We start from the raw sequence: 25054 nt of genomic DNA, 5'->3' as shown, positions 1-25054 counted from the left end.
CGGGATGCGGATCGGGATCGTCTCGCCCTACTCGTTCGACGTGCCCGGCGGCGTGCAGAACCACATCATGGACCTGGCCGAGGCGCTGATCGGGCTCGGTCACCAGGTGAGCGTGCTGGCTCCCGCCGACGAGGACGCCGAGCTGCCGGCCTACCTGGTGCCGGCCGGCCGGGCGGTGCCGCTGCCGTACAACGGGTCGGTGGCCCGGATCGCCTTCGGGCCGGTCTCCACCGCCCGGGTGCGCCGCTGGCTCAAGCACGGCGAGTTCGACGTGCTGCACGTGCACGAGCCACTCACGCCCAGCCTGTCGCTGCTCGCGGTGCTCTCCGCACGCGGCCCGGTGGTGGCCACCTTCCACACCGCGATGACCCGCTCCCGGGCGCTCGCCGTCGCGCAGAACCTCCTCCAGCCGGTGATGGAGAAGATCACCGCCCGGATCGCGGTCAGCGAGCTGGCCCGCAAGGTGCAGGTGGAACACCTGGGCGGCGGCGCCGTGGAGATCCCCAACGGGGTAGCGGTGGCGAAATTCGCCACCGCCGCCCCGCTGCCGGGCTGGCCCGGGGAGGGCGGCACCCTGGGTTTCCTCGGCCGTTTCACCGAGCCGCGCAAGGGGTTCCCGCTCTTGCGTACGGCGTTCGTCACGCTCGCCAGGCAGCGCCCCGGCCTGCGCCTGCTCGTGGCCGGCCCAGGCGACCGCGATGAGCTGTTCGACGACATCCCGGCCGAGCTGCACTCCCGGGTCGAGCACCTGGGTCTGGTCAGCGAGCCGGACAAGGCCCGGATGCTGCGCAGCGTCGACGTCTACGTGGCGCCGAACACCGGCGGGGAGAGCTTCGGCATGATCCTCACCGAGGCGATGGCGGCCGGCGCCACGATCGCGGCCAGCGACCTGGACGCGTTCCGTCGGGTATTGGACGGTGGCCGGGCTGGCGCGCTGTTCCCCAACGGTGACCAGGCCGCGCTCACCGCCCTGCTCGGCGACCTGCTCGACGACCCGGCCCGCCGCGCTGAGCTGGCCACCTGCGCCCGCCAGGCGGTCGGTACGTTCGACTGGCCGAGTGTGGCCGCCCGGGTCCTCGAGGTCTACACCACGGCGATCGAGGCCACCGACGGGCGCGTCTTCGACGACGACGAGGCCTGATCGGCACAGGGCAGGTGACGGTCGGACACATTCCGGCACTACGATGCCCCGCATGTGGTGGGTGGTGGGTGTCGTCGTGCTGGCCACGATCTTCTCGGCGTACCTCGGCTGGACCGCCCAGCGGGTCGAGCGGGTGCACGCCCGCGCCCAGTCCGCCGAACGCGCCCTCGACGCCCACCTGCTGCGCCGTGCCGCGGCCGCCGCCGTCGTCGCCGAGCGGATCGACGCGGTCGAGCTGTACGCCGCGGCCCGCCTCGCCCTGGACGCCGAGCCCGACGAGCGCGAGTCCGCGGAGAACGACCTGACCCGCCAGTTGCAGGGCATCGACCTCGATCCGGCCGACCCGGCCGCGCGTACCCTGATCGCCAGCAGCCGCCGGGTGGTCCTGGCCCGTCAGGTGCACACCGACCTGGTCCGGGACGCGCTCACCGCGCGCCGCCGCAAACTGGTCCGGGTGCTGCGGCTGCCGGGCCGCTATCCCCGCCCGCGCTACTTCGACATCGTCGAGCCGCTCATGCCGGAGCTGCCGCCGTTGCCGGTTCCGGCCCCGAGCGCCCCGCCGGAGGCTCCCCTCCCGGTCCAGGCCGTCTGATCCCGGTCCCGGCCCGGGCCGTCCGATCGTTCGCGGTCCCGGCCGTCCGACCCGGCTCCTGCCCGGCCGTCTGACCCCGGTCCCGGCCGTCTGTACCCCGGTCCCGGCCGTCTGGCCCCGGACGCAGCCGTCTGATCGTTCCCGGTCCCGGTAGTCCGACCCCGCCCGTGCCCTGCCGTCTGACCCCGCTCTCCGGAATGCGGACTCGTGCCCTTTTCCGTGGTGCGGCCGGACCCCCTGTCGTGCCGAGATCCGCATTTCCCGCTCCGTGCGCGTGCGTCTCCCTGAATGCGGGTCACTGTCGCGGCCGCCGCCCGCGGTCCGATGCTGGTCTCGGTCTGGGTGCCAGGCCATGGGGCGGTGGGTCGCTGTTGCGGCCGCCCGTCCTGCTCCGCTGCTGTCGGAGGCACACGGTTCGCGGCCCGGGCTGGTGCTCACGGTTGTCTCCCGGGCGTGGAGGGGACCGTGGTGGCCAGCCGGGGTTGTTGGGCTGGTGTTGGTGGTGGTGTCCGGGGCGTGGAGGGGACCGTGGTGGCCAGCCGGAGTTGTTGGGCTGGTGTTGGTGGTGGTGTCCGGGGTGTGGAGGGGACTGTGGTGGCCAGCCGGGGTTGTCGGGCTGGTGCTCGTGGTTGTTTCCCGGGCCTGGACAGGGCCATCCGGGCCAGCCGGGTATTGCGGAGCAAGACAGGCGACGCTGCGGAAGCAACCCCGGGAAAGCCGGCCCGCGGCCCGTACCGGGAAGACCGGCCCGTGGCCCGTACCGGGAAGACCGGCCCGTGGCCCGTACCGGGAAGACCGACCCGCGGCCCGCACCGGGAATGCCGGAGCGCGGCCGGAAAGCGACGGCGGACCGCAACCCGCCTCCCAGGCGTACCGGAAATCAGCGGAAGCGACCATGAGCGGACCGCGACCCGGTGACATGCGAAAGGGCCGCCCCAACCGGGGGCGGCCCTTCGCGGACGTGCTCGATTACCAGCCGCGCTCGGCGAGGCGGTGCGGCTGGGGGATCTCGTCGACGTTGATGCCGACCATGGCCTCGCCCAGCCCGCGGGACACCTTGGCGATCACGTCCGGGTCGTCGTGGAACGTGGTGGCCTTGACGATCGCGGCGGCGCGCTGGGCCGGGTTGCCGGACTTGAAGATGCCGGAGCCGACGAACACGCCCTCGGCGCCGAGCTGCATCATCATCGCGGCGTCGGCCGGGGTGGCGATGCCGCCGGCGGTGAACAGCACGACCGGCAGCTTGCCCGCCTCGGCGACCTCCTTGACCAGCTCGTACGGCGCCTGCAGCTCCTTGGCCGCGACGTAGAGCTCGTCCTCGGGCAGGGTCTGCAGCCGGCGGATCTCCGAGCGGATCTTGCGCATGTGGGTGGTGGCGTTGGAGACGTCGCCGGTGCCGGCCTCACCCTTCGAGCGGATCATCGCGGCGCCCTCGGTGATCCGGCGCAGCGCCTCGCCCAGGTTGGTGGCGCCGCACACGAACGGCGCGGTGAACTGCCACTTGTCGATGTGGTTGGCGAAGTCGGCGGGGGTCAGCACCTCGGACTCGTCGATGTAGTCGACGCCCAGCGCCTGCAGCACCTGCGCCTCGACGAAGTGGCCGATCCGGGCCTTGGCCATCACCGGGATGGAGACGGCGTTGATGATGCCGTCGATCATGTCGGGGTCGGACATCCGGGAGACGCCGCCCTGCGCCCGGATGTCGGCCGGGACGCGCTCCAGCGCCATCACCGCCACGGCGCCCGCGTCCTCGGCGATCTTCGCCTGCTCGGGGGTGACGACGTCCATGATCACGCCGCCCTTGAGCATCTCCGCCATGCCGCGCTTGACGCGGGCGGTGCCGATGGCGGGCTGGTTCTCAGACATGGAACGACTCCTCGTGCGGGGTTGGGATAGGGCGATCGTAGGAAGCGCTGCCGGGCTTGCTCGATAGCCAATCGACCCCCGGGTGGCCTGCATTAGCGGTCCGCCGGCGGGCGCGAGGCCCGCTTCGCCATTTTTTGCGGTACGCCCGGAGCGGTCCCGCCCGGAAGCCGCGTCCTAGAGTTGACCGCGTGAACATCGGAGTGCTGGCCCTGCAGGGCGACGTGCGCGAACATCTGTCCGCTCTGGCCGAATCGGACGTACTGGCCCGTCCGGTCCGCCGGCCCGAGGAGCTGTCGGACGTCGATGCGCTGGTGATTCCCGGCGGCGAGTCCACCACGATGAGCAACCTGGCGATCACTTTCGGCCTGCTCGACCCGATCCGGAAGCGCATCGCGGATGGCATGCCGGTGTACGGTTCGTGCGCCGGCATGATCATGCTGGCCACCACGGTGCTGGACGGCCGTCCCGACCAGGAGTCCTTCCAGGGGATCGAGATGACCGTCCGGCGCAACGCGTTCGGCAGGCAGATCGACTCGTTCGAGGGTGCGGTGGAGATCGAGGGCATCGAGGGCGGCGAGTTCCACGCCGTTTTCATCCGCGCGCCGTGGGTCGAGCAGGTCGGCCCCGACGTGCGGGTGCTGGGTCGCGTGGCCGCCGGGGACGCCGCCGGTAGGATTGTCGCCGTTCGGCAGGGGAACCTGCTCGCCACGGCTTTCCACCCGGAGCTGACCGGCGACCTTCGCGTCCACCGGTACTTCGTCGAGATGGTCCGCCAGGCCGCACCCGCACGGTAGACACGGAGGTTACGCATGTCCGGCCACTCCAAGTGGGCGACGACCAAGCACAAGAAGGCGGTCATCGACGCCAAGCGCGGCAAGATGTTCGCCAAGCTGATCAAGAACATCGAGGTCGCGGCGCGGACCGGCGGTGGCGACCCGGCCGGTAACCCCACGCTCTACGACGCCATTCAGAAGGCGAAGAAGTCGTCGGTTCCGAACGACAACATCGACCGCGCGGTCAAGCGCGGCTCCGGCCTGGAGGCCGGCGGCGCCGACTGGCAGACGATCATGTACGAGGGGTACGGGCCGAACGGCGTCGCGCTCCTGATCGAGTGCCTCACCGACAACCGGAACCGGGCCGCCACCGAGGTGCGCACCGCGCTGACCCGCAACGGCGGCACGTTCGCCGACGCCGGCTCGGTGTCGTACCTGTTCAACCGCAAGGGCCAGGTGATCATCCCGAAGGCCGGCCTGAGCGAGGACGACGTCATGCTCGCCGTCCTGGACGCGGGCGCCGAGGAGGTCAACGACCTGGGCGACTCGTTCGAGGTGATCAGCGAGCCGACCGACCTGATCGCGGTGCGCAACGCGCTGCGCGACGCCGGCATCGAGTACGACTCGGCCGAGTCCCCGCTGATCCCGACCATGACGGTCCCGCTGGACGAGGAGCCGGCCCGCAAGGTGTTCAAGCTCATCGACGTCCTGGAGGACTGCGACGACGTCCAGAACATCTACGCCAACTTCGATGTATCAGACGAGGTAATGGCACTCATTGACGCGTGACAGGTAGTCGCGGGGCAAGTAGGTTGAGGGGGTGCTCGTGTTGAACGACCCAGTGCTGCACCTGTCAGCCCTCGAGGATCTGGATGTCGAGGATCTTGTCCACCTGCCCCCCGGCTATCGCTATGAACTGCATAACGGAAACCTCGTCATCATGACGCCGTCGTCGTTCTGGCATAAAGACATGACGATGCGGGTCTGCCTTATGTTGCTCGCGGCCGGCGCCCGGGCGTTCCAGGATCCTGGAGTGCTCGGAACCCGGCCGCGGGACTGTCGCCTCCCGGATGTCGGCGTGGTCCTCACGCTGCCACCTAATACTGCCGACTATTCGAATCTGCCCGGATCTGCCTTCAGCCTTGTGGTCGAGGTTGTCTCGGAGAACTCGCCGAACGGTGAGTACACCTACAAAGCCGACTGGTATGCCGAGCAGGGCATCCCGGAATACTGGATCGTCGAGCGGGACGACGATCGCTCGCACGACGACGCCACGGTCATCGTCAACCGGCTGGGCGAGGACGCGGGCAAGCCGGTCTACATCGAAAAGCGCAAACTCCGCCTCTCCGAGCTGGAAGCCGAGTACAAGGCTGGGCGGGCCGAGGGTTAGGAACCGGTGGCGAGCCAGGACATGCACTGGATGATGCCGCCGACCAGGAGAAGGCCGCCGATCAGCAGGCGGGCGATGCGGCGGTGCTCGGACTGGCGCCAGGCGTGGCACCAGGCGACGGAGGCGTCCGCCAGGGTGAGCAGGCCCGCTCGCGCCGTACCGTCAAGCACCGCGGCCTTGTGGAAAGCGATGCTGGCGGCGTGCCCGCCCACCGTGACCCATGCCGGTGCCGGCGGCCGCAGCACGCGGACCTCGACCTCGTAAACCTGGTCGTCGCACCACGCCGCGGTCCGCTTGACCAGGCGTTTGCGCAGGTAGATGCCGGGGGCGTCGGAGCCGGTGAGGCGACCCCACCAGTGCAGCCGGCGCCAGTGGCCGGCCAGGTCGGTCAGCGCGTCCTGATAGATCGCCTGGCCCACCGGGTCACCGCCGGTCAGGCGCAGCGCCTCGCGCCGCAGTTCGGCCTCGTGAGCCGCGACGACATCGACGAACTCCGGTGGCGGGTCGTCGTCCATCGGCGGTATGAGGTACATCGCTACCTCCCGCACCCATCGTCGGAGCGTGTCGGCGGCGAGCGCAAGGGGTGACCGTATTAGGGTGTCGAACACACGTACGTGAGGGGAGGCCGTGGTGCGCGTGCTCGGCATCGACCCGGGTCTCACCCGGTGCGGGGTGGGTGTGGTCGAGGGCGTGCCCGGCCGGCCCGGCAAGCTGATCGCCTACCACGTGGTGCGCAGTGAGCCGGACGAGGACATCTCGCTGCGCCTGCTGCACCTGGACCGCAGCCTGACCGAGCTGGTCGCGCTGCACCGGCCGGAGAGCGTGGCGGTGGAGCGGGTGTTCTCGCAACACAACGCGCGGACCGTGATGGGCACGGCGCAGGCCAGCGCGGTCGCCATCCTGGCCGGTTCGCGGGCCGGGCTGCCGGTGCAGACCTACACGCCGAGCGAGGTGAAGGCCGCCGTCACCGGCTCCGGCACCGCGGACAAGAAGCAGGTCACCGCCATGGTGACCCGCCTGCTGCGGCTCGACGCGCCGCCGAGACCGGCGGACGCGGCGGACGCCATCGCCATCGCCATCTGTCACATCTGGCGCGGGGGCACCCGCGCCAGGATCCAAGCCGCGGCGCTCGCCGCCGCCCGCAGGAGCAGCCGATGATCGCCAGCGTGCGCGGTGTGGTCACCGCGATCCTCCCGGACAGTGCCGTGGTCGAGGTCGGCGGCGTCGGCATGCGGGTCTTCTGCGCGCCGAACACGCTGGCCGGGGTGCGCACCGGTGCCGAGGCCCGGCTGGCCACCACGCTCATCGTCCGGGAGGACTCGCTCACCCTCTACGGCTTCGCCGACGACGACGAGCGGCAGCTGTTCGAGCTGCTGCTCACCGCCAACGGGGTCGGCCCGCGGATCGCGCAGGCGGTGCTCGCGGTCCACCAGCCGGACGCGGTGCGCCGGGCCATCGGCGGCGGCGACATCGCCGCCCTCACCCAGGTCCCGGGCATCGGCAAGCGCGGCGCCGAGAAGATGATCGTCGAGCTCAAGGACAAGATCGGCCCGGTCGGGTTCGGCGACGGCGGGAGCGCCGGCGTGCTGAACGGCGCCTGGCAGGAGCAGGTCCGCCAGGGTGTGCTCGCGCTCGGCTGGAGCGCCACCCAGGCCGACCAGGCGGTCGCCGCGATCGGGGAGACCATCGACGGCGAGGTGCCGCCGGTTCCGGTGCTGCTGCGCCAGGCCATCCGGTTGCTGGGCAAGACGCGATGACCGACGACCTCTCGCCGTTCGTCGGCGACGGTGAGCTGGACGCCGAGGCCAGTGTCCGCCCCCGCCGGCTGTCCGACTTCATCGCCCAGCACCGGGTCCGGGACCAGCTGGAGCTGCTGCTCAAGGCATCGATGGGCCGCGGCACCCCGCCCGACCACATCCTGCTCTCCGGCCCGCCCGGCCTGGGCAAGACGACGCTGGCCAACATCGTGGCGGCCGAGCTGGGCACCGGGATCCGGACCACCAGCGGCCCGGTGATCGAGCGCTCCGGCGACCTGGCCGCGATCCTGACCGGCCTGGCCCCGGGCGACGTGCTCTTCATCGACGAGATCCACCGGATCGCCAAGCCGGCCGAGGAGCTGCTCTACAGCGCCATGGAGGACTTCCGGGTCGACGTGGTGGTCGGCAAGGGCCCGGGTGCGACCGCCATCCCCCTCGACGTGGAGCCGTTCACGCTGGTCGGCGCGACCACCCGGGCCGGCCTGCTGACCGGGCCGATGCGCGACCGGTTCGGCTTCGTCGCGCACCTGGACTTCTACTCACCCGCCGACCTCGACGCGCTGCTGCACCGTTCGGCCCGGATCCTCGGCGTGCCGATCACCCCGGAGGGGGCCGCCGAGATCGCCGGCCGCTCCCGCGGCACGCCGCGTATCGCGAACCGCCTGCTGCGCCGGGTCCGGGACTTCGCCGAGGTGCGGGCCGACGGGACGGTCACCGACGCGGTGGCCAAGGCCGCCCTGCAGGTGTACGACGTCGACGCGCTCGGCCTGGACCGGCTGGACCGGGCGGTGCTGCGCGCCCTGATCGAGTCGTTCAAGGGCGGCCCGGTCGGCCTCTCCACGCTGGCCGTGGCCGTCGGTGAGCAGGCCGACACGGTCGAGGAGGTGTGCGAGCCGTTCCTGGTGCGGGCCGGGCTGCTCGCCCGCACCCCGCGCGGCCGGGTGGCCACCGAGGCCGGCTGGGCGCACTTGGGCAAGACTCCGCCGCAGGACGGCAGGTCCGGGGTGTTTCAGGGAGACCTGTTCGCGCGAGATGCGTGAATATCCCTCGTGATGTGAACGTGACGTGTGCCGCATTCGTAGTCTCCAGGTTGACCGATTAGACTCGCCCCCGCTTCAACCCGGATGTTTTGACGCCCCGGCGAGCCTCGAACGAGCTCCCGGTGGCCTACGGAAGGCTGTTTCCCGTGTACGTGGCCGAGTCCGCGAGCTCCAACCCACTGGGGCTGTTCCTGCCCTTCATCCTGATCATCGGCGTGATGTATTTCCTGATGATCCGGCCGCAGCAGAAGCGGCGCCGGGAGGCGATGGAGATGCAGAACAAGCTCGGTACGGGTGACGAGGTCGTGACCATCGGCGGGCTGCACGGCACCGTGGTGACCGCCGAGAGCGACGTGGTGACCCTGGAGATCGCACCGGACGTGGTGGTCCGGTTCGCCCGCCCGGCCATCGCCCGGGTGGTCACCCGCGCCGCCGAGCCGGCCGCCGAGGCCGAGCCGGTCGTGGCCGAGCCGGTCGCGGACGAGCCGTCGAGCCCGGTCGTCGACGTCCGGAAGCAGGACTGACAACACCACCCCCCGGACCGGCCCGCGGCGCCTACGCCGGCGGGCCCGGTCCGTCCCGGCCGCCGTCCGACAAGTCGACGGCCGGCCATCGATCGACAGAGCCGCGCGGCCGCGCGGCCGGAACACAGGGAGACCGAACGCCGTGGCACGACCACCACAGGGACAGATGCATCCCGGACGCCAACTCGGCGTGCTCGGCCTGATCTTCGTCGTCCTGTATCTCTTGGTCTTCTTCGCTGGTGACGCCAAGGGCAGCTTCACCGACCGGCTGCAACCGAAGCGCGGGCTCGACCTGGTCGGTGGCACGCAGGCGACGTACATCGCGACGCAGGCCGGCGGCACGCCGAGCCAGGAGGCGATGGAGCAGGCCAAGTCGATCATCGAGAAGCGCGTGAACGCTCTCGGTGTCTCCGAGGCCGACGTGGTCATCCAGGGCAAGAACACCATCGTGGTCTCGCTGGCCGGTGAGGCGAAGGACCAGCTCAAGGACCTGGCCCAGGCCGCGAACATGCGGTTCCGGCTGGTCACCGCGACCACCGGCGACGTCGCCGCGAGCGCGCTGAACCCGGCGTCGCCGACGCCGAGCGCGGCGGCGAGCGGGAACCCGTCGGCCAAGCCGTCGGCCTCGGCCGGCGCCAAGCCGAAGAGCAGCGCCGGCGCCGCGCCGAAGATCACCTCCAGCGCGTCGGCGGGCACCGGCGGCCAGGGCGGTGGCGAGGCGGTGCCGAGCAGCACCCCGTCGGTCAAGCCGTCCGCGGCACCGTCGGCCTCGGCCGGGGCGCCGGCCGCCACCCCGAGCGCGGCGGCGTCGGACGCGCCGGTCACCGCCGACGTCAAGGCGCAGCGCGCGGCGATCGCGCAGAAGGTCGGCGCGAAGCTCTGGGCGCAGGCCGAGGCGCTGAAGGCGCCGGTCGACCTGTCCACCGACCCGAAGGCGGGCCTGGCCTACAAGCCGTTCGCCACGCTGAACCCGGCCGAGGTGGCGGCGCTCAGCCCGGAGATGCAGTTCAACGTCCCGACGATCGGCTGCGACCAGCTCAACAAGCGGCCGAACGGCTCGATCGACAACCGGGACACCGAGGTGGTGGCCTGCTTCGAGGGCGTCGCCAAGGTCAAGCTGGACAAGGCGAAGGTCGTCGGCGACGACATCTCCAGCGCTAGCCCGCAGCTCGACCAGCAGACCGGCCGCTGGGTGGTCTCGCTCGACTTCAAGAGCGAGGGCCAGAAGAAGTGGGCCGACCTGACCCGGGAGGCGTACAACGCGACCTCCAGCGACCCCTGCTTCACCGCCGTCCAGGCGCTGTACCCGAACAACGCCGACCACTGCGCGGTGGCTGTCGTGCTGGACAAGGAGATCCTCTCCGCGCCGCAGATCCAGGGCGTGCTGACCGGCTCCTCGCAGATCACCGGTCAGTTCGACGCGGTCAGCGCCAAGAAGCTGGCCGACCAGCTCAAGTTCGGCGCGATCCCGGTCACCTTCTCGGCCGGTCCGGCGCAGACCATCTCGGCGAGCCTCGGCGGCCAGCAGCTGGAAGCCGGTCTGATCGCGGCGGCGATCGGCATGGCCCTGGTGGCGGTGTACGCGTTCTTCTACTACCGGCTGCTCGGCTCGGTGATCTTCCTGAGCCTGATGCTCTCCGGTCTGCTCACCTTCGGCGCGCTGGTCTTCCTGGGCCGTACCATCGGATACACGCTGACGCTGGCCGGTATCGCCGGCTTCATCGTGTCGCTCGGTGTGGCGGCGGACTCGTTCGTCATCTACTTCGAGCGGCTCAAGGACGAGATCCACGAGGGCCGGACGCCGCGTAGCGCGGTGCCGCGGGCGTGGCACCGGGCCCGGCGGACGATCATCTCGGCGAACACCATCACCATCATGTGTGCGGTGGTGCTGTACATCGTGTCGATCGGCGCGGTGCAGGGCTTCGCCTTCGCCATGGGCCTCTCCACCGTGCTTGACTTGGTCGTGGTGTTCCTCTTCCGGCACCCGATCATGACAATGTTCGCCAACACCAAGGCGTTCCTGTCGCCGCGGGTCAGCGGTCTCGGCCGCGTCCTGCGCCGCAACTCGACCGAGGAGTCCGTCTCCTCGCGTGTGAAGGAGGCCTGACATGGCCCGTCCCGGTCTCGCGTCCCGCCTCTACGCGGGTGAAGCGAACATCAACATCGTGGGCCGCCGGAAGATGTGGTTCACCATCGCGGCCGCGCTGGTACTGATCTCGATCGGCAGCTTCCTGATCCGCGGCTTCGAGCTCGGCATCGAGTTCGCCGGTGGCACCTCGTTCAGCATCCCGGCCTCCGCGAACGGCACGGTCCTGACCAAGGACCGGGTCAACGACGCGGTCCACACGGCGATCTCCGCGGCGAACCCGGGTGCCACGGTCAACGCCGCCCAGCAGGTCGGCGAGGGCAAGGACGCCAGCTTCACGGTGCGCGCCTCGGCGCTCTCCCCGGCCGAGGCGGAGAAGGCCAAGGCCGCGATGGTCGCCGACCTCGGGGTGAAGGCCGAGAACGTCAGTGACAGCCAGGTGTCCCCGGCCTGGGGCGGCCAGGTCACCCAGCAGGCGATCATCGGTCTGCTGGTCTTCCTGGTGCTGGTGGTGGGTTACCTGGTGATCCGGTTCGAGTGGCGGATGGCGGTGGCCGCGCTGGCCTCGCTGCTGCTCGACCTGGTGCTCACCGCGGGTGTCTACTCGATGGTCGGTTTCGAGGTCTCGCCGTCCACGGTGATCGGCTTCCTGACGATCCTCGGCTACTCGCTGTACGACGTGGTCGTGGTCTTCGACAAGGTGCAGGAGAACACCCGGGGCATCACCGCGGGCAGCAGCCGCACCTACGCCGAGGCGACCAACCTGGCGGTCAACCAGACCCTGATGCGCTCGCTGAACACCGGTCTGGTGGCGCTGCTGCCGGTCGGTGGCCTGCTCTTCATCGGCGCCGGCCTGCTCGGCGCCGGCACCCTGAAGGACCTGGGCCTGGTGCTCTTCGTCGGCATGGGCTTCGGGGTGCTCTCCTCGATCCTGTTCGCCGCGCCGGTGCTCAGCGCGCTCAAGGACCAGGAGCCGAAGATCAAGGCGCACAACGCCCGGGTGCTCACCCGCCGGGCCAACCGGTCGGACGACGTGGCCCGCGGCGAGCGGACCCGCCCGGCGAACGCCACCGACGCCGACGTCCCGGCGATGGCCGGTGGCAGCACGCCGCGCCCGGGTGCCCGCCCGGCCACCCGTCGCGGTGCGAACAACCGCCCCGGCGGCAAGCGCTAGAAACGCTGGACCAGAGGCCCGTCACCGTTGCCGCGGTGGCGGGCCTCTAGGCTGTTCGCCGTGTCTACCGAGAACTCCCCGGCCCAGCTCGCCGCCCTGGTCGCGGGCGCCAGCATCGACGTGCCGGACTTCCCCAAGCCGGGCGTCGTCTTCAAGGACCTGATGCCGCTGTTCGCCGACGGCCCGGTGTTCCGCCAGGTGGTCGACGGGATCGCCGCGCACTACGGGGCCGGCTCGTTCGACGTGGTGGCCGGCGTCGAGGCGCGCGGCTTCCTGCTGGCGGCGGCGCTGGGCTACGCCACCGGTGCCGGGGTGGTGCCGATCCGCAAGGCCGGCAAGCTGCCGCGCAAGGCGCTGTCCGCGTCGTACGCGCTCGAATACGGTGAGGCCACCCTCGAGGTGCACGAGGACGCGTTCATCGCCGGACAGCGCGTCCTGGTGGTCGACGACGTGCTCGCCACCGGTGGCACGGCGGCCGCCGCGATGGACCTGGTGGAGCGGGCCGGCGGCACGCTGGCCGGTTTCTCCGTGCTGCTGGAGCTGGGCTTCCTGAACGGGCGGGAGAAGCTGGAGCCGCGGACGGTACACGCCCTGCTGACCGTTTGATCCGGTTTAGCTGGTTGTTCGCCCGCCCGGTCCGGCCGATTCTCCCGTTCGGCAGGGCCGATCGCGATGTCGGTGCGGGTAGGATGGTCGTTCCAGAGGGCCACCCCTGGGAGAAATCGACTTCGCCGGGCGTCTCGCACCGGTGGAGACCATGGCGAAGGTGATGAGGAGGCCGGTGTCCAGCGACGTCGTCCCTCCGGCGGAGGGCACGGTGCAACCGACCCAGAACTCGCGGACCGGCACGGGCGATGGCACGCCCGCCGAGACGGCTCGCGCTGACGACAAGGCCCCGGTTGACGGCGTCAGCGCCGATGGGGCGGCCACCAACGGGGCTCACACCAACGGGTCCGATCCGGAGTCCACCCAGCCCTTCGCGCCGACCGAGGAGTCCGGGTTCGGCGGCTTCGCCAGCGCGCCCACCGGGCGGCGGGTGCGGGCCCGGCTGGCCCGGTTCAACGCGCCGTGGCAGAGCACGCAGGTCAGCGAGGTGCTCGAGCCGCTGATCGCCACGCACCGGGCGAGCCACCCCAAGGGTGACGTCCGCCAGCTGCAGAAAGCGTTCGACGTCGCGGCCCGCTGGCACTCGGGGCAGTACCGCAAGTCCGGCGACCCCTACATCACGCACCCGCTCGCCGTCGCCACCATCCTGGCCAACCTCGGCATGGACACCACCACGCTGGTGGCCGCGCTGCTGCACGACACGATCGAGGACACCGACTACGGCCTCGAGCAGATGCGCAACGACTTCGGCGCCGAGGTGGCGCTGCTGGTCGACGGTGTCACCAAGCTCGACCGGGTGAAACTCGGCGACGCGGCGAAAGCCGAGACGATCCGCAAGATGGTCGTCGCGATGGCCAAGGACCCGCGGGTCTTGGTGATCAAGCTGGCCGACCGGCTGCACAACATGCGGACCCTCACCTTCCTGCCCCGCGCCAAGCAGGAGCAGAAGGCGAAGGAGACGCTGGAGATCCTGGCCCCGCTGGCCCACCGGCTGGGTATGAACACGATCAAGTGGGAGCTGGAGGACCTGGCCTTCGGCACCCTGTTCCCCAAGCGGTTCGAGGAGATCAACCGCTTGATCGGGGAGCACCAGCCGCAGCGCGAGGCGTTGCTGCGCCAGGTGACCAACAGGGTCAGCCTCGACCTCAAGTCGGCGAAGATCAAGGCGGAGACCACCGGCCGCCCCAAGCACCTCTACTCGATCTATCAGAAGATGATCGTCCGGGGCCGCGACTTCAACGACATCTACGACCTGGTCGGCGTCCGCATCCTGGTCGACACGGTCCGCGACTGCTACGCCGCGCTGGGTGTGATCCACGCGAACTGGCAGCCGGTGCCGGGCCGGTTCAAGGACTACATCGCGATGCCGAAGTTCAACATGTACCAGTCGTTGCACACGACGGTCATCGGCCCGACCGGCAAGCCGGTCGAGATGCAGATCCGGACGTTCGCGATGCACCGCACCGCCGAGTTCGGCATCGCCGCGCACTGGAAGTACAAGGAGCAGAAGGGCGCGACGATCGTCGGCCCGCCGGCGCACATCGACGAGATGACCTGGCTGCGGCAGCTGCTCGACTGGCAGCGCGAGGCGAGCGACCCGTCCGAGTTCCTGGACGCGTTGCGGTTCGACCTCTCCAGCCAGGAGGTCTACGTCTTCACGCCCAAGGGCGACGTGATCCCGCTGCCGACCGGTTCCACGCCCGTCGACTTCGCCTACGCCGTGCACACCGAGGTCGGGCACAAGTGCATCGGCGCCCGGGTCAACGGCAAGTTGGTGCCGCTGGAGTCGACGCTCTCCAACGGCGACGTGATCGAGATCTTCACGTCCAAGTCCAGCACCGCCGGTCCGACGCAGGACTGGCTCGGCTTCGTGAAAAGCCCGCGCGCCCGGACGAAGATCCGGCAGTTCTTCAACAAGGAGCGCCGCGAGGAGGCGATCGAGGAGGGCAAGGACGCGATCGTCAAGGCGATGCGCAAGCAGGGTCTGCCCCTGCAGCGCATGCTGACCAGCGAGAACCTGACGACGATCGCGCGTGACCTGCACCTGCCCGACGTCTCGTCGCTCTACGCCGCGGTGGGGGAGAGCACCGTCTCCGCCCAGTCCGTGGTGGCCAAACTCGTCGCCGGGTTCGGTGGCGAGGAGGGTGCTGTCGAGGACATCGCGGAGACCGCCGTCGCGACCCGCCCGCCGCGCAACCGCAGCACCGCGCAGGACCCGGGCGTGGTGGTCAAGGGCGTCTCCGACGTCTGGGTCAAACTGGCCCGCTGCTGCACCCCGGTGCCGGGCGACGCGGTGTTCGGCTTCGTCACCCGCTCCGGCGGGGTGAGCGTGCACCGCGAGGACTGCGCCAACGCTCAGGACCTGCGCGAGCAGGAGGAGCGCGTGGTCGAGGTCAGCTGGAAACCGACGTCGGCGTCGACGTTCCTGGTGGCCATCCAGGTGGAGGCGCTGGACCGGCACAAGCTGCTGGCCGACGTGACCCGGGTGCTCTCCGAGGAGCGGGTGAACATCCTGTCCGCGACGGTCACCACCACGCGGGACCGGGTGGCGGTGAGCCGGTTCACCTTCGAGATGGCCGACCCCAAGCACCTCGGGCACCTGGTCGCCGCGGTGCGCAAGGTCGACGGCGTCTTCGACGCCTACCGGGTGACCTCCGGCGCCTGACCGCCATAGCGAAAACCCCGCACCGGTCGTGACCGGTGCGGGGTTTCGCTGTTCCGTGCGGAGCGGGGGTTACGCCGCGGCCATGGTCAGGGTCTTGATGTTGACCTCGAGCTTCGGGTGGCCGTCACCCTGGCCGTTGGCGTTGTCGCTGCCGGCCTTGCCGACCTTTTCCACGATGTCCATGCCCTTGGTGACGGTGCCCAGGATGGTGTACTCCGCGGGCAGCGCGTCGGCCTTGATGTCGTCGCCCCAGACGATGAAGAACTGGCTGCCGGTGGTGCCCGGCGTCTGGGTGCGGGCCATCGCGAGGGTGCCCTTGGGGTAGGTCGGGTCCTGGCCGAGCGGCAGGTTCTCCTCGGCGTACTTGAAGTTCGGGCCGCCCTGGCCGTCGGTCTGCCGGTAACCCTTGCCCTTCGCGGTCGGGTCACCGCACTGCAGCACCTTGATGCCCGCGGTGGTGAGGCGGTGGCACTTGGTGTTGTCCCAGAACTTCTTGGTCGCCAGGTAGTCGAACGCGGCGGTGGTGCACGGCGCCTTCGCCTTGTCGACCGCGGCGGTGATCACGCCGAGGCCGGTGTCCAGCGTCAGCGTCTCCTTACCGACGTTCGGCACGTTCGTCGGCGGGGTGCCGCCGGTGTCCTTGATGCCCGGGCCGCCGGTGGACGCGTCCTCCGGGGTCCAGCTGCAGGCCACGGTGCCGGCAGCGCTGGAGGTCGACTTCTTGTCGTCCTTCTTGAGCGCGGTGACGATCCACACGGCCGCGCCGGCGACCACCACCACGGCCAGGGCCGAGCCGATGATCGCCTGCTTGCGACGCCGGCTCTTGGCCGCCGCGGCGCGCTCGGCCATCTCCTTCTCGAGCCGCGCCCGCGCCGCCGCGCGCTGCCGGTCCTTGATCGACGACACGTCGTTCCTCCTGCTGGTCTCTTCCGAACTCACGACTGCGCGCTCGCCGAGGGTGCGGCCGTGGCGGCGGCATCCGCGCCGACGGTCAGGGTCTTGATGGTGATCTTCTGCGAGGGCTTGACCTTGTCGCCCGCGTTATCGGCCACCGTGGTGATTTTGCCGATTTTCGCCAGCGTGTCCAGCCCGCCGGTCACCTTGCCGGCGATCGAGTACGGCGCGTTGGTGGTCGGCGCGTAGTCCTTGAAGAAGACGAGGAACTGGCTGCCGTTGCTGCCGGTCGGGTTACCGATCATCGTCACGGTGCCCTTCGGGTAGAGCACCGGGGGCTTGGCGGCGGCGCTGGCGCTCGGTGCCGGCTCCGGCTGCACCGGCGTGTTCTCGTCGTAGAAGCTGTAGAGCGGGCCGCCGTTGTTGGTGCCGCTCGGGTCGCCGCAGTGCACCGCGCCGATGTCGAGGATCTCGTGGCAGTCGGTGTTGTCGTAGAACTTCTTGCCGGCCAGGTGGGTGAAGCTGGCGGCGGCACAGGGGGCGCTCGCGCGGTCCAGGCTGACAGTGATCGGGGCACCCTGGTTGGTGCTGATCGTCATGGTCTCGGTGCCGGTGGTCGGCAGGTCCTTGCTGGGCGGGGTGCCGACGTCGGTCTTGTCCGAGTTGCTGGATTTGTCGAGGGGTGACCAAAGGCACGTGTCAGCGGCCTCGGTGGTGGTCTTCTCGTCCTTGTCGAACGCTCCACCGATCCAGGCGCCACCGACCGCGACGAGCAGCACGGCCACACCGATGCCGGCGCCGGCCAGCACCCGGCGGCGCCGCCGCTCCCGGACGGCCCGGCGAGCCATCTGGCGTTCGTATTTCGCGCGGGCGAGCTTGCGCTGCCGGTCCTTGCTGGGAGCCACTAACGCTGTCCTTCCCTGTGCATGTCAAGGGGTGCGGCACGCCACACGCCCGCAAGAGTGTACGGGTACCTCCTGAGAAAGTGGTGTGCGGCTGCCCAGCTAGGCTCGTTACGATTCGCACCTGTTTTTCAAGAGGGGGTCCGGCCCGTGCTCGTCGCCAGCTGTGAAGCGCAGGCCTTCGGCACCAACTGTTATGTGGTGGCCGCGGGGCCGGGCGAGCAGTGCCTGATCGTCGACCCCGGGATCGGTGTGCTGGACGAGTTGGACGAGCTGCTCGCCCGGCACCGGCTCGCCCCGGCAGCCGTGCTTCTCACCCACGGCCACCTGGACCACACCTTCTCCGTGGCGCCGGTGTGCGGCGCCCGCGGCATCACGGCGTATGTGCACCCCGCCGACCGGGAGATGCTCGCCGATCCGGCCAAGGGACTGAGCATGGATCTCAGTTCGCTGTTCGGCGGCCGCCTGCCCTATGCCGAACCCGACGATGTCGCCCCGCTGACGGACGGCGCGGTGCTGACCATCGCGGGTCTGGAGATCACCGTCGACCACGCGCCCGGCCATACCGGCGGGTCGGTGCTGTTCCGCCTGCCCGGAGCGGGCTCCTCCTGGGACGCGGAGGAGATCTGTCTCTCCGGAGACGTGCTCTTCGCGGGCTCGATCGGACGCACCGACCTGCCGGGTGGCAGCACCCCGACGATGATGACCAGCCTGCGGGACAAGATCCTGCCGCTGGCCGACGACACCGTCGTGCTGCCCGGCCACGGACCGGCCACCACCGTCGGCCGTGAGCGCGCGTCGAACCCCTATCTGCGGGAGCTGATCGCGGCGCCCGGCCGCTTCCTATAGGAGATTCAGTGCCTATTTCCGGCTTCCCTGAGTGGCTGCCGTCCCAGCGCATCGTCGAGCAGTACGTGCTGGACAAGATCCGATCCACCTTCGAGCTCTACGGTTTCGCCTCGCTGGAGACCCGCGCGGTGGAGCCCCTGGAGACCCTGCTGTCCAAAGGAGAGACCTCCAAAGAGGTCTACCTGCTGCGCCGGCTGCAGGAGGACTCGGCGGCCGGCCGGGGCGAGGACCAGCTCGGGTTGCACTTCGACCTGACCGTGCCGTTCGCCCGGTTCGTCACGGAGAACCACGGCAAGCTGCAGTTCCCGTTCCGCCGCTACCAGATCCAGAAGGTGTGGCGGGGCGAGCGGCCGCAGGAGGGCCGCTACCGGGAGTTCCTGCAGGCCGACATCGACGTGGTCAACCGGGACACCCTGCCGTTCCACTTCGACACCGAGATGCCGCTGGTGATCGGGGACGTCTTCCGGTCGCTGCCGATCCCGCGGGCGGTCATCCTGGTGAACAACCGCAAGGTGTGCGAGGGGTTCTACCGCGGCCTGGGCCTCGAGGACACCGCGCAGGTGCTCCGGACCGTCGACAAGCTCGACAAGATCGGCCCGGAGAAGGTGGCCGCGCTGCTCGTCGAGACGGCGGGCGCCACCGACGCGCAGGCCCAGGCGTGCCTGCGGCTCGCCGAGATCTCCGCCTCCGACGCGTCGTTCGTGGACGCGGTGAAGGCCCTCGGCGTCAGCGACCCGCTGCTCGAGGAGGGGCTCGGTGAGCTGGCGCGGGTGGTGGAGACGGCCAACGAGCACGCGCCGGGCCTGATCCGGGCCGAGCTGAAGATCGCCCGCGGCCTCGACTACTACACCGGCACGGTCTACGAGACCCAACTGCTCGGGTACGAACGGTTCGGCTCGATCTGCTCCGGCGGCCGTTACGACAACCTGGCGTCGGTCGGCAACACGCGCTTCCCGGGCGTGGGCATCTCGATCGGCGTCTCCCGGATGCTCGGCCTGCTCTTCGGGCAGAACGCGCTCGGCGCCTCCCGATCGGTGCCGACCTGCGTGGTCGTCGCGCTGCCCAGCGAGGAGCAGCGGGTCGAGTGCGACCGGATCGCCACCGCGCTGCGCAGGCGGGGCATCCCGACCGAGGTGGCGCCGACGGCGGCCAAGTTCGGCAAGCAGATCCAGTTCGCCGACCGGCGCGGGATCCCGTTCGTCTGGTTCCCCGGCTCGCCGGACACCGTGAAGGACATCCGCTCCGGCGAACAGGTCGAAGCTGACGCTTCTTCCTGGACCCCGCCGACCGCCGACCTGCACCCGGTGGTCACCGGCATCTGACGGTACGCCGGTGGCACGCTGCCCAGGCGGCGCGCCACCGGCCGGTCCCGTTGAGCCGCCGGTCCCGTTGAGCCGCCGGTCCCGTTGAGCCGCCGGTCCCGTTGAGCCGCCGGTCCCGTTGAGCCGCCGGTCCCGCCGGGGTCCTCGCCAGCGTTTCCGTCGGCGCCCTCCGCCAGGGTTTCGGTCGGCGCCCTCCGCTCGCGCTTTCGGCGGGGACTCTCGCTTGCGCTTCCGCCGGACGTCAGGTGCGCGGGATGAAGTAGGCGGTCGACCTGCGGCTCGGACAGCCGCGCGATGGTAGTGATCGCCGGGCGATGCCCCGGACGGTTACGGCTTGGGCAGCTCGAACAGCAGGCAGCTGGAGGTGGCGTGGGCGATCAGGCGGCCCTGCGCGTCGGTGAGCCGGGCCTCGGCGAGGGCGGTGCGGCGCCCGCTCTGCAGGACGGCGCCGGTGCAGGTGAGGGTGCCGGAGGTGACGGTGACGGCGCGGAGGAACTTCACGTTCAGGTCCATGCTGGTGTAGCCGACGCCGAGGGGCAGGGTGGACTGGACCGAGCAGGCGGCGGCGGTGTCCAGCAGGGTGGAGATGATCCCGCCGTGCACGGTGCCGATCGGGTTGTAGTGGAACTCCTGCGGGTCGAGCGTGATGGTGACGCTGCCCGGCTCGGCGTGCAGGCCGCTGCCGCCGATCAGCTGGAAGATCGGCGGGGGCGGGAGCTCGCCGGCGGCCATCGATCGCAGGATGTCCAGGCCGGTGCGCGTGGCGAGCAGCTTGACGTGCTCGGACGGGTCGGTCCAGGAGAAGGTGCGGGTCCGGGTCTGGGCCGGAGCATCCTGAGTCTGCGTCATGGATGCAGGCTGGCACCTACTTGCTGCGTCTGTCAACGAGACCTAGCCTGGTCGGATGGTCGCTCATGTCACACCGCCGAGTGCGGAGCACGGTAGGTCGGGAGCGGGCCGCGGTGAGGCGGGTGCGGGCCGCGGTGAGGCGGGTGCGGGCCGCGGTGAGGCGGGAGCTGATCACGGCAAGCCGGGTGCGCTCGACTGGGACGTGGACAACTGCACGATCGGCCGGGCGATGGAGATCCTCGGCGAGAAGTGGACGATGGTCGTGCTGCGCGAGGTGTTCACCGGGATCCGGCGCTTCGACGACATGCGGGTGCGCACCCGGATCCCCAGGCAGGTGCTGGCCAACCGGCTGGCCGCCCTGGTCGGGCACGGGGTGCTGCGCCGCGAGCCCTACCAGGAGCCGGGCGCCCGGGTGCGGCACGAGTACCGGCTGACCGCGAAGGGCTTCGACCTCTATCCGGTGCTGATCGCGCTGGCCGGGTGGGGCGACCGCTATCTGGCCGATCCGCAGGGGCCGCCGATCGAGTTCGTGCACCGGGACTGCGCCGCCGAGCTGCGCGTCGAGATCCGCTGCGCGGACCGGCACGAGGTGACCGATCACCGCGACGTGCTGTCCCGCCCGGGACCGGGTGCCCGGCGGAGAACTCCGGCGACCTAGACGATCCTGGTCTCCGCCACGTACCGGGTGACCGGGTCCGACCCGGCGGCCTTCGTGGCCGCCATGCGCGAGTTGCGCGGCTTCCGGCAGCGCACCGGCGCCATGCGGTGGGGCCTGTTCCGGGACGGCGCCGACCCGGCCCGGTTCGTCGAGGTCTACCTGGTCGCGACGTGGGAGGAGTACCTGCGCCAGCACCAGGGCCGGCTCACCGAGGAGGACGAGCGATCGAGAAGCGGGCGATCGCGCTGGCCGACGGCCCGCCCGAGGTCCGCCACCTGCTGCCTTCTGAGCATTCTGATTAGCCGGATGTTTCGGTTTTGTTCCGATTAACCTCAACAGTGGCCCGGTTGGGCCCGCTGAGGAGGCACGGTGGACGGCCGGCTACTGATCATGGGAGGCGCCGCCGGGCCGGCACTGCTCGCCCGGTTCGTGGAGCTGGCCGGGGCTGCGTCGGCCCGGATCCTGGTGATCGCCACCGCCAGCGAGACGCCGGACACCGCCGAGGCGTTCCACGTGGACGCGTTCACCTCGCTGGGCGCCGGCTCGGCCCGCGCACTGCGCCTGGCCACCCGCGCCGACGCGAACGCGCCCGAGAGCGCCGATCTGCTGCGCACCGCCACCGGGGTCTTCTTCACCGGCGGTGACCAGGAGCGGATCACCGGCGTGCTGGGCGGGACGGCTACCGACTCGCTGCTGCGGGAGCTGGTCGGCGGTGGCGCTGTGGTGCTCGGCGGGACGAGCGCGGGCGCGGCGATGATGTCCGGCACCATGATCGTCGGTGGGGACCGGCCGGGGGTGACGGCGGACGCCGTGCGTACCGCGCCCGGCCTGGAGTTCCTGCCGAGGGTGCTGATCGACCAGCACTTCGCCCAGCGCGGGCGGCTGAACCGGCTGCTCAGCGCGGTCGCCAGGTATCCGCACGAACTCGGCCTGGGCATCGACGAGGACACCGCGATCCTCACCGACGGCGACCGGTTCGAGGTGCTCGGCAGTGGCGCGGTCACGGTGGTCGACGCTGGCGCGGCCACCGACATCAGGGTTCCGCCGGCCGGGCCGATAGCGCTGACCGGGGCCCTGGTTCACGTGTTGCCGGCGGGGCACACATTTCACCTGACCGGCCGGCGGCCGGGGATCGGGGACGACTCCCATGAAGATCGAGAGCCTGCGCCGCCTGCGCGGCCCGAACGTGTATCTGTCCCGGCCGGCGGTGGTGGCCCGGATCCGGCTGGAGGAGCTGACCGGCCAGGAGACCTCTGACGTCACCGGGTTCACCGAGCGCCTGCTGCGGGCGCTGCCCGGGCTGGCCGACCACCACTGCGCGGCCGGCGCCCCGGGCGGGTTCGTCAGCAGGCTGCGCGGCGGCACCTACTTCGGGCACGTCACCGAGCACGTCTGCCTGGAACTGTCCCAGCTGATCGGCCGGGACGTCAGCTTCGGACGGACCGTGTCGGCCGGGGAGACCGGACTCTACGACGTGATCCTGGAGTGCCCGGTGGACGAGTCGCCGGAGTCACGCGTACCGGGAAAGCTCTTGGACGCCGCGGTGGAGCTGGTCCTGGCCATTCACGCGGGGCGGGCCTGCCGCCCGCCGGCCGAACGCCTCGCCGACCTGGCGGCGATCGCCGAGCGCGAGGCGACCGGCCCGAGCACCCGGGCGATCATCGAGGCGGCCCGCCGGCGGGGCATCCCGGTCGAGCGGTTCGACGACCTCAGCCTGGTCCGGCTCGGCTGGGGCACCCGGCGGCGGATGGCCTGGGCCGCGATGACCGACCGGACCAGCGGCGTGGGCATCGACATCGCCTGCGACAAGCACGTCACCAGGCGGTTGCTCGGCGAGGCCGGCATCCCGGTCGCGTCCGGCGGCGTCGCGACCACCCCGGAGGAGGCGGTCCGGCTGCTGGCCGAGCTGGGCCCGCCGGTGGTGGTGAAGCCCCGGCGCGGGCGGCAGGGGTGTGACGTGGTCCTCGGGCTGGACACCCCGGAGGCGGTCGAGCGGGCGTTCGCCGCGGCCGGCCCGGACGTGGTGGTCGAACGTCAGCTGACCGGACGGGATTACCGGGTGCTGGTGGTGGCCGGCGAGGTGGTGGCCGCCGCCGAGCGGATCGCCGCGCACGTGGTCGGTGACGGCGAGTCGACGCTCGCCGAGTTGGTCGAGCGGGTCAACGCGGACCCGCGGCGCGGCGTCGGGCACTCCCGGGTGCTGACCCGGATCACCCTGGACGCCGCGGCGCTCCAGACGGCCGGCCTCGGGCCGGACGAGGTGCCGCCCGACGGCCGTACCGTCTGGCTGCGCGACTGCGCCAACCTCTCCACCGGGGGCACCAGCCGGGACGTCACCGACCAGGTGCATCCGGACGTGACCCGGCTCTGCCAGCGGGTGGCCGCGCTGGTCGGGCTGGACATCGCCGGGATCGACCTGCGGCTGCCGGACATCGCCGCGCCGCTGCCGCCGTCCGGCGAGGACGAGCCGGCCTCCGGGGTGATCGAGGTGAACGCGGTGCCCGGGCTGCGGATGCACCTGGCCCCGGTACGCGGCAGGTCCCGCGACGTGGGCGACGCGATAGTCCGGGCGATGTTCCCGGGCGGCTCCGACGGGCGGATCCCGGCCGTCGCGGTGACCGGCACGAACGGCAAGACCACGGTGACCCGGCTGATCTCGCATCTGCTCAGCGGCGGCCGGCGGGTCGGGACGGCGACCACCGACGGGGTGTACGTGGACGGCCGCGCGGTGTACCTGGCCGACGCCACCGGCCCGCGCTCGGCGCAGCAGGTGCTCGGTGACCCGCAGGTCGAGGTGGCGGTGCTGGAGACCGCGCGGGGCGGGTTGCTGCGCCGCGGGCTGGGCTACGACTGGACGGACGTCGGGGTGGTCACCAACATCACCGCCGACCACCTGGGGCAGGACGGGCTCGCCTCGATCGAGGACCTGGCGCACGTCAAGGCGGTGGTGGCCGAACGGGTCCGGGACGGCGGCACGCTGGTGCTGAACGTCGACGACCCGTGGGTGCGCAGCCTGGCCGGCCGGCCCCGGGTACGCGCCGACCGCAAGCGCCTGGTCTGGTTCGGGCTGGACCCGGCGAACCCGGTGCTCTCCGAGCATCTGGGCCGCGGCGGTACGGCGTACGTCGTGCACGACGGCTGGCTGGTCCAGGCCACCGGCGCCCGGCGGACCCCGCTGCTGCGCCTGGCCGAGGTGCCCGGGGCGTACGGGGGAGCCGCCCCGCACGCCGCCGCCAACGCCCTCGCCGCGATCGCCGCGGCCCGCGCCCTGGGTGCCCGCCCGGAGACCGTGGCGGCCCGCCTCGCCGAGTTCGACCCGACTGTGGACAACCCGGGCCGCGGCACCCTGCTCCGGCTCGGTGACGTCTCGCTCTTCCTGGACTACGCGCACAACCCGGCCGCGCTCGCCGCCACGCTGCGGACACTGCACCGGCTGTGGGGCACCGACCGTTGCGTGGCGGCGGTGACCCTGCCCGGGGACCGCCGGGACGACCTGCTCGCCGCCTCCGCGCAGATCCTGGCGGACGGCCTGACCCGGGCGGTGCTCTACGACGACTGCGACCCGCGCGGGCGTGCCCCGGGCGAGGTGTCCCGGCTGGTCGAGCGGGAGATGCGGGCGCGCCGGCCGCAGATCCGGACGGTACGCGCGGACGGCAGCCGGGAGGCGGTGACCGCCGCGCTGGGACTGGCCGCGCCGGGCGAGGTGGTGCTGGTGATCTACGAGAAGTGGGCGTCGATGCGGGACTTCCTGACCGGGCTGGGCGCCGTGTCGGCGGGCAGTCGTCCGGTCACGCCGGTGCCGCCGGTACCCCCGGCGGGGTGGTCGGCCCCGCAACTGGTGTCAAGCAGTGTGACAGATCATGGACAGCCATGATCGCTCTGGGTGCCCAACCTCTGACCGATCGTGACAACTCCTTCATGGAGTCATCCTTAAAGTTGAAACCGCAAGTTCCGACGAAGCGGGCA

24 protein-coding genes are annotated in these 25054 nt (G+C 71.1%); 19 read left to right on the top strand and 5 right to left on the bottom strand.

What is annotated here, in order from left to right:
* Positions 1-4 precede the first annotated feature (4 nt).
* Positions 5-1141 carry a glycosyltransferase family 4 protein gene (locus Actob_RS34055; protein ID WP_284916002.1) on the top strand — a complete coding sequence of 379 codons (1137 nt, stop codon included), beginning with the start codon at positions 5-7 and terminating at the stop codon, positions 1139-1141.
* A gap of 43 nt (positions 1142-1184) precedes the next feature.
* Positions 1185-1733: a hypothetical protein gene (locus Actob_RS34050; protein ID WP_284916001.1), complete on the top strand. Its 549-nt coding sequence runs from the start codon at positions 1185-1187 to the stop codon at positions 1731-1733.
* A 969-nt stretch (positions 1734-2702) separates the two neighbouring features.
* Here the strand turns inward: Actob_RS34050 and pdxS are convergent.
* Positions 2703-3599, bottom strand: coding sequence for a pyridoxal 5'-phosphate synthase lyase subunit PdxS (pdxS, locus tag Actob_RS34045; RefSeq protein ID WP_284915999.1), 897 nt, complete (start codon positions 3597-3599; stop codon positions 2703-2705).
* Positions 3600-3787: 188 nt separating this feature from the next.
* Between pdxS and pdxT the strand changes: the two genes are divergently transcribed.
* The 3 genes from pdxT to Actob_RS34030 are packed head-to-tail and all read left to right on the top strand — an operon-like array spanning position 3788 to position 5762.
* On the top strand, positions 3788-4393 hold the full coding sequence (gene pdxT / locus Actob_RS34040; protein ID WP_284915998.1) for a pyridoxal 5'-phosphate synthase glutaminase subunit PdxT: 606 nt from the start codon (positions 3788-3790) through the stop codon (positions 4391-4393).
* 15 nt (positions 4394-4408) lie between these two features.
* Entirely contained in the window at positions 4409-5161 is a 753-nt protein-coding gene (locus Actob_RS34035) for a YebC/PmpR family DNA-binding transcriptional regulator (RefSeq protein ID WP_284915997.1), read from the top strand.
* Between the two features lie 31 nt (positions 5162-5192).
* Positions 5193-5762, top strand: a complete 570-nt coding sequence (locus Actob_RS34030) for a Uma2 family endonuclease (protein ID WP_284915995.1) — start codon at positions 5193-5195, stop codon at positions 5760-5762.
* Here the strand turns inward: Actob_RS34030 and Actob_RS34025 are convergent.
* On the bottom strand, positions 5759-6295 hold the full coding sequence (locus Actob_RS34025) for a hypothetical protein (protein ID WP_284915994.1): 537 nt from the start codon (positions 6293-6295) through the stop codon (positions 5759-5761). The two genes, Actob_RS34030 and Actob_RS34025, sit on opposite strands and share 4 nt — an antisense overlap.
* A gap of 97 nt (positions 6296-6392) precedes the next feature.
* Between Actob_RS34025 and ruvC the strand changes: the two genes are divergently transcribed.
* The 8 genes from ruvC to Actob_RS33985 all read left to right on the top strand — a co-directional run bounded on the left by ruvC (position 6393) and on the right by Actob_RS33985 (position 15614).
* The gene (gene ruvC, locus Actob_RS34020) at positions 6393-6920 is read left to right on the top strand and encodes a crossover junction endodeoxyribonuclease RuvC (RefSeq protein WP_284915993.1); all 528 of its coding nucleotides are present in this window, start codon (positions 6393-6395) and stop codon (positions 6918-6920) included.
* Complete coding sequence (gene ruvA, locus Actob_RS34015) at positions 6917-7519, top strand: Holliday junction branch migration protein RuvA (protein ID WP_284915992.1); 603 nt, start codon at positions 6917-6919, stop codon at positions 7517-7519. The genes ruvC and ruvA overlap by 4 nt, the downstream gene beginning before the upstream one ends.
* On the top strand, positions 7516-8559 hold the full coding sequence (gene ruvB, locus Actob_RS34010; RefSeq protein WP_284915991.1) for a Holliday junction branch migration DNA helicase RuvB: 1044 nt from the start codon (positions 7516-7518) through the stop codon (positions 8557-8559). Before ruvA ends, ruvB begins: the two co-directional genes overlap by 4 nt.
* 122 nt (positions 8560-8681) lie before the next feature.
* Entirely contained in the window at positions 8682-9083 is a 402-nt protein-coding gene (gene yajC / locus Actob_RS34005; protein ID WP_407653473.1) for a preprotein translocase subunit YajC, read from the top strand.
* Positions 9084-9249: 166 nt separating this feature from the next.
* On the top strand, positions 9250-11190 hold the full coding sequence (gene secD / locus Actob_RS34000) for a protein translocase subunit SecD (protein WP_284915990.1): 1941 nt from the start codon (positions 9250-9252) through the stop codon (positions 11188-11190).
* Between the two features lies 1 nt (position 11191).
* Complete coding sequence (secF, locus tag Actob_RS33995; protein ID WP_284915989.1) at positions 11192-12343, top strand: protein translocase subunit SecF; 1152 nt, start codon at positions 11192-11194, stop codon at positions 12341-12343.
* 60 nt (positions 12344-12403) lie between these two features.
* Positions 12404-12949 carry an adenine phosphoribosyltransferase gene (locus tag Actob_RS33990; protein ID WP_284915988.1) on the top strand — a complete coding sequence of 182 codons (546 nt, stop codon included), beginning with the start codon at positions 12404-12406 and terminating at the stop codon, positions 12947-12949.
* Positions 12950-13124: 175 nt separating this feature from the next.
* Positions 13125-15614, top strand: a complete 2490-nt coding sequence (locus Actob_RS33985; protein ID WP_284915987.1) for a RelA/SpoT family protein — start codon at positions 13125-13127, stop codon at positions 15612-15614.
* Positions 15615-15683: 69 nt separating this feature from the next.
* On the opposite strand, the gene Actob_RS33980 is transcribed toward Actob_RS33985, so the two are convergent.
* The gene (locus tag Actob_RS33980; RefSeq protein ID WP_284922431.1) at positions 15684-16520 is read right to left on the bottom strand and encodes a peptidylprolyl isomerase; all 837 of its coding nucleotides are present in this window, start codon (positions 16518-16520) and stop codon (positions 15684-15686) included.
* Between the two features lie 29 nt (positions 16521-16549).
* On the bottom strand, positions 16550-17413 hold the full coding sequence (locus tag Actob_RS33975) for a peptidylprolyl isomerase (RefSeq protein ID WP_284915986.1): 864 nt from the start codon (positions 17411-17413) through the stop codon (positions 16550-16552).
* A 147-nt stretch (positions 17414-17560) separates the two neighbouring features.
* Between Actob_RS33975 and Actob_RS33970 the strand changes: the two genes are divergently transcribed.
* Both Actob_RS33970 and hisS read left to right on the top strand, forming a co-directional pair.
* Positions 17561-18259, top strand: a complete 699-nt coding sequence (locus Actob_RS33970; protein ID WP_284915985.1) for an MBL fold metallo-hydrolase — start codon at positions 17561-17563, stop codon at positions 18257-18259.
* A gap of 8 nt (positions 18260-18267) precedes the next feature.
* Entirely contained in the window at positions 18268-19581 is a 1314-nt protein-coding gene (gene hisS / locus Actob_RS33965; protein WP_284915984.1) for a histidine--tRNA ligase, read from the top strand.
* A gap of 327 nt (positions 19582-19908) precedes the next feature.
* Here the strand turns inward: hisS and Actob_RS33960 are convergent, their stop codons facing one another.
* Positions 19909-20430: a PaaI family thioesterase gene (locus Actob_RS33960; protein ID WP_284915983.1), complete on the bottom strand. Its 522-nt coding sequence runs from the start codon at positions 20428-20430 to the stop codon at positions 19909-19911.
* Between the two features lie 229 nt (positions 20431-20659).
* Between Actob_RS33960 and Actob_RS33955 the strand changes: the two genes are divergently transcribed.
* From Actob_RS33955 to cphA, 4 genes are read left to right on the top strand one after another with little or no spacing between them, the layout of a single operon-like run.
* On the top strand, positions 20660-21088 hold the full coding sequence (locus tag Actob_RS33955) for a winged helix-turn-helix transcriptional regulator (protein ID WP_284922430.1): 429 nt from the start codon (positions 20660-20662) through the stop codon (positions 21086-21088).
* 27 nt (positions 21089-21115) lie between these two features.
* Positions 21116-21418 (top strand): MFS transporter, encoded by a 303-nt coding sequence (locus tag Actob_RS33950; protein ID WP_284915982.1) that lies wholly within the window; start codon positions 21116-21118, stop codon positions 21416-21418.
* A 39-nt stretch (positions 21419-21457) separates the two neighbouring features.
* Positions 21458-22345 (top strand): cyanophycinase, encoded by an 888-nt coding sequence (locus Actob_RS33945; RefSeq protein WP_284915981.1) that lies wholly within the window; start codon positions 21458-21460, stop codon positions 22343-22345.
* Entirely contained in the window at positions 22236-24962 is a 2727-nt protein-coding gene (gene cphA / locus Actob_RS33940) for a cyanophycin synthetase (protein WP_284915980.1), read from the top strand. The genes Actob_RS33945 and cphA overlap by 110 nt, the downstream gene beginning before the upstream one ends.
* The last annotated feature ends 92 nt before the right edge of the window (positions 24963-25054 follow it).

The organism is Actinoplanes oblitus (assembly GCF_030252345.1).
Classification (GTDB): Bacteria; Actinomycetota; Actinomycetes; order Mycobacteriales; family Micromonosporaceae; genus Actinoplanes; species Actinoplanes oblitus.
Note: the sequence above shows the minus strand (reverse complement) of the source record. Positions and strands in the feature narration are given on the sequence as shown.

What these genes read in the sequence shown, in the direction of transcription:
- Actob_RS33960 (WP_284915983.1), bottom strand. Translation starts at nt 20,430, where the DNA reads ATGACGCAGACTCAGGATGCTCCGGCCCAGACCCGGACCCGCACCTTC.
- ruvB (WP_284915991.1), top strand. Translation starts at nt 7,516, where the DNA reads ATGACCGACGACCTCTCGCCGTTCGTCGGCGACGGTGAGCTGGACGCC.
- Actob_RS34035 (WP_284915997.1), top strand. Translation starts at nt 4,409, where the DNA reads ATGTCCGGCCACTCCAAGTGGGCGACGACCAAGCACAAGAAGGCGGTC.
- Actob_RS34055 (WP_284916002.1), top strand. Translation starts at nt 5, where the DNA reads ATGCGGATCGGGATCGTCTCGCCCTACTCGTTCGACGTGCCCGGCGGC.
- secF (WP_284915989.1), top strand. Translation starts at nt 11,192, where the DNA reads ATGGCCCGTCCCGGTCTCGCGTCCCGCCTCTACGCGGGTGAAGCGAAC.
- Actob_RS34025 (WP_284915994.1), bottom strand. Translation starts at nt 6,295, where the DNA reads ATGTACCTCATACCGCCGATGGACGACGACCCGCCACCGGAGTTCGTC.
- cphA (WP_284915980.1), top strand. Translation starts at nt 22,236, where the DNA reads ATGAAGATCGAGAGCCTGCGCCGCCTGCGCGGCCCGAACGTGTATCTG.
- Actob_RS34050 (WP_284916001.1), top strand. Translation starts at nt 1,185, where the DNA reads ATGCCCCGCATGTGGTGGGTGGTGGGTGTCGTCGTGCTGGCCACGATC.
- pdxS (WP_284915999.1), bottom strand. Translation starts at nt 3,599, where the DNA reads ATGTCTGAGAACCAGCCCGCCATCGGCACCGCCCGCGTCAAGCGCGGC.
- Actob_RS33955 (WP_284922430.1), top strand. Translation starts at nt 20,660, where the DNA reads ATGGAGATCCTCGGCGAGAAGTGGACGATGGTCGTGCTGCGCGAGGTG.
- secD (WP_284915990.1), top strand. Translation starts at nt 9,250, where the DNA reads ATGCATCCCGGACGCCAACTCGGCGTGCTCGGCCTGATCTTCGTCGTC.
- ruvA (WP_284915992.1), top strand. Translation starts at nt 6,917, where the DNA reads ATGATCGCCAGCGTGCGCGGTGTGGTCACCGCGATCCTCCCGGACAGT.